Raw genomic sequence first — 3,157 nt, 5'->3', positions numbered from 1 at the left:
AACCAGGTGCGAGGTGCAGGAGGTGAAGCCGACCACATGGCCCTTGTGAAACACCGGCATCATCAGCAGGAAATCGTTCAGATGCCCCGAGGCGATCCATGGATCGTTAGTGAGGTAAATGTCGCCGGGCTTCATGTCCTGAAGCTGAAAGCGGCCGCGCAGGGTCTTTACCGCCTCGGCCATGGTGTTGATATGGCCCGGCGTGCCGGTCACGGCCTGGGCCAGCATCCGACCCTGCAAATCAAAGATGCCGGCGGAAATGTCCCCGCATTCGCGTACGATGGGGGAAAAGGCAGCGCGGATCAGCGCCTGACCCTGTTCCTCGACCACGGCCAGAAGCCGGTTCCACATGACCTGCAGGCGGGTGTCGGTGGTGCTCATTGGTCGCCCTCCCGGTTGCGTGTGAGCCAGATGTTGCTGCCGCCATCCACATGGGCCGAGAAATCGGCGCTGACGAATGTGGTGGTTTGCGGCTCGATGATCAGGGCGGGGCCGTCAAGATGGTCGCCGGGTGTGAGAACCCCGCGATCATGGATTTCCGCCTCGCGCCATTCACCGGTGACATCGCACAGGATGCGCCGCTGCCCGGACGGTTGCGCAGGCTGTTTCACGCGGGTTTTGGCGTAATGCTCCAGCGCGGGCGGCTCGGAGGCGACCTCAAGCGCCCAGTTCAGGATCTCGATCTTCATGCCCGGCACAGCGCGGCTGAACTGGCGGCTGTATTCCTCCTCGAAGGCCCGGCGCAGGGCGGGAAAATCTGCCTCTTCCAAAGCCCGGTCAGGCAGCAGGATTTCAATCTCGTGCCCCTGCCCGTGATAGCGCATGAAAGCCTGCCGTCGCCGGGTCAGATTGCCCTCGGGCATGCCTGCCCTCACCACGGCCTCGGCCTCGACGATCATTGCGTCAAAAAAGGCGTTGAGACCATCCAAATCAAGCGCCTCAAGCGTGCCATAGCGCGAGCGGATGATCTCGAACGAGACCGGTGCGAACAGGAACCCCACCGCCGAGCCGACCCCAGGGTCGCGCGGGATCAGAATGCGGTCAACCTGCGCACGCCGCGCCACCCGGGTGGCATGCAGCGGGCCATTGCCGCCAAAGGCGATCATCAGCCGTGTGCCCAGATCCTTGCCCGATTCCACAGCATGCATTCGCCCTGCGGCGGCCATGTTCTCATCCACGATCTCGCTGACCCCATGGGCGGCCTGTGCGGCGTCAAGCTTCAGCTCCTGCCCAACGCCCGAGGCAAGCGCCCTTTTCGCCGCATCCATGTCGATCCTGAGCCGCCCTTCGGCAAAGCGCCCGGGTTCGATCAGCCCCTGCATCACGTCGGCATCGGTCACCGTCGGCTCGGTTCCGCCCTTGGCAAAGGCGGCCGGTCCGGGTTCGGACCCCGCGCTCTCTGGTCCGACCTGCAGGCGGCCCAACCGGTCCACATGCGCGATCGACCCGCCGCCCGCGCCGATCTCGATCATCTCGATCACCGGGATGCGCACCGGCATGCCAGAGCCCTTGATGAACCGCGCCGCGCGCGCGATTTCGAACTTGCGTGCGGTCTGCGGGCGATACCGGTCGATCAGACACAGCTTGGCCGTGGTGCCGCCCATATCGAAACTCAACACCTCGCGCTCGCCGGTCTCGGCAGCGATGCGCGCGGCCAGAATGGCACCCCCGGCAGGGCCGGATTCCACCAGCCGTATCGGCAGGCGTGCGGCAGTTTCCATTGTTGTCATGCCCCCGCCCGCAGTCATCATCAGGATCGGGCAGGTCAGGCCTTCGTCGCTGAATCGCGCCTGAAAATCGATCAGGTAACTGGCCATCTGAGGCTGGATATAGGCGTTGGCGATGGTGGTCGAGAGCCGGTCGAACTCACGCGCCTCGGGGCTGACCTCATGCGATAGCGAAATCACCAGACCGGGCATTGCCGCCAGCAGAAGATCGCGCAATCTCAGTTCATGTGCCGGGTTGGCATAGGCATGCATCAGGCAGATTGCTACGGCCTCGGCGCCACAGGCCGCAAGCTCTCCGGTCAACCGTCGAACCGTCTCCTCATCAAGCGGTTGCAGCTCCTGCCCGCGCGCATCCATCCGCCCGCCGATGGTAAAGGCGCGCCCGCGCGAAACGATCAGATCGGGTTTGACGAGATTGATCTCATACTGGCTGTAGCGGCGCTCATAGGCGATCTCGAGAATATCGCGAAACCCCTCGCTCGTCACCGTGGCCACGACAGCCCCGCGGCGCTCGATCAGAGCATTGGTGGCCAGTGTCGTGCCATGGATGAAGCCGGCGATCTGCGACCAGTCTGCACCTGTCGCGGCCAACACATGTTCGGCCCCCGCAAGCGCCCCAAGGGTCGGGTTTTCCGGAGTGGTCGGTGTTTTGGTGGTGGCAAGGATATGCCCCTGCCCATCAACCAGGACCGTATCGGTGAAGGTACCGCCAATATCGACAGCAAGGCGTAAATCGTTCCTGTTGTGCATGTAGAGAATCCAGAAAAGCAGGAAAGTCAGATGAGATGCAGACACCCGCTCCAGCAACGACTGAAGCGGCAAAACCCGGCTTCACGTCATACGACGAGATCACAGCCGGTTGCCCGACGCCCCAGGTTTTCCATCATGCATTGCGCCATATTTGGCCGCTCTCGCTCTTTCCAACTTCAGAAATGCTGCCCGAGCACAGGACAGGCTGTCAACAGAAATGTGAACCTGTCCAGCAGGCACTCGCGATCACAGTGTTGCTTTCAGATGGCAGCAATCTACTCACATTTCGGTGTTCGTTTTTCAGGAATTGTTCCCATGACTAATGCCCGAATTCACCGGGATTTCACACCTTCTGGCAAGCTGCAGCATTTGTCACAATGGGCTCACAGCTGCCTTGCGGTGCCGCAGAGACCCGCGATGCTGTCGCGCTATGAGACCGGCCTTTCGCCAAGGTCCCGTACTTTCCGAACAAACTTCTGCAACGACACGGGTTTCCCGAATTATCGAGATCATCGTGTGCCGTTTGTTGTCTGGCAGCCGGCATTCCGGCAAGTAGCGGCGGATTCAACGACTGAGCCCAATGTGATCGATGCTGCGGATTGAACAAACGTCTGCTCATAGGAGGTCAGATGAAAGGTCGGTTGTTCTTTATATGTCTCGAAACAAGCTGTTTTTGGAGC

At 61.4% G+C, this 3,157-nt stretch carries 2 protein-coding genes; both read right to left on the bottom strand.

Annotated features, from left to right (window positions below):
- Positions 1-381 (bottom strand): hydantoinase B/oxoprolinase family protein (locus WBC85_RS08720; protein WP_424435413.1); only part of this gene is annotated, 381 nt, incomplete at its 3' end.
- Positions 378-2,549, bottom strand: a complete 2,172-nt coding sequence (locus tag WBC85_RS08715) for a hydantoinase/oxoprolinase family protein (protein WP_424435410.1) — start codon at positions 2,547-2,549, stop codon at positions 378-380. The genes WBC85_RS08720 and WBC85_RS08715, both read right to left, overlap by 4 nt.
- Positions 2,550-3,157 lie beyond the last annotated feature (608 nt).

It is taken from the genome of Planktotalea sp. (genome assembly GCF_049680325.1).
GTDB lineage: Bacteria > Pseudomonadota > Alphaproteobacteria > Rhodobacterales > Rhodobacteraceae > Planktotalea.
This window is presented reverse-complemented; position numbering and strand designations above follow the sequence as displayed.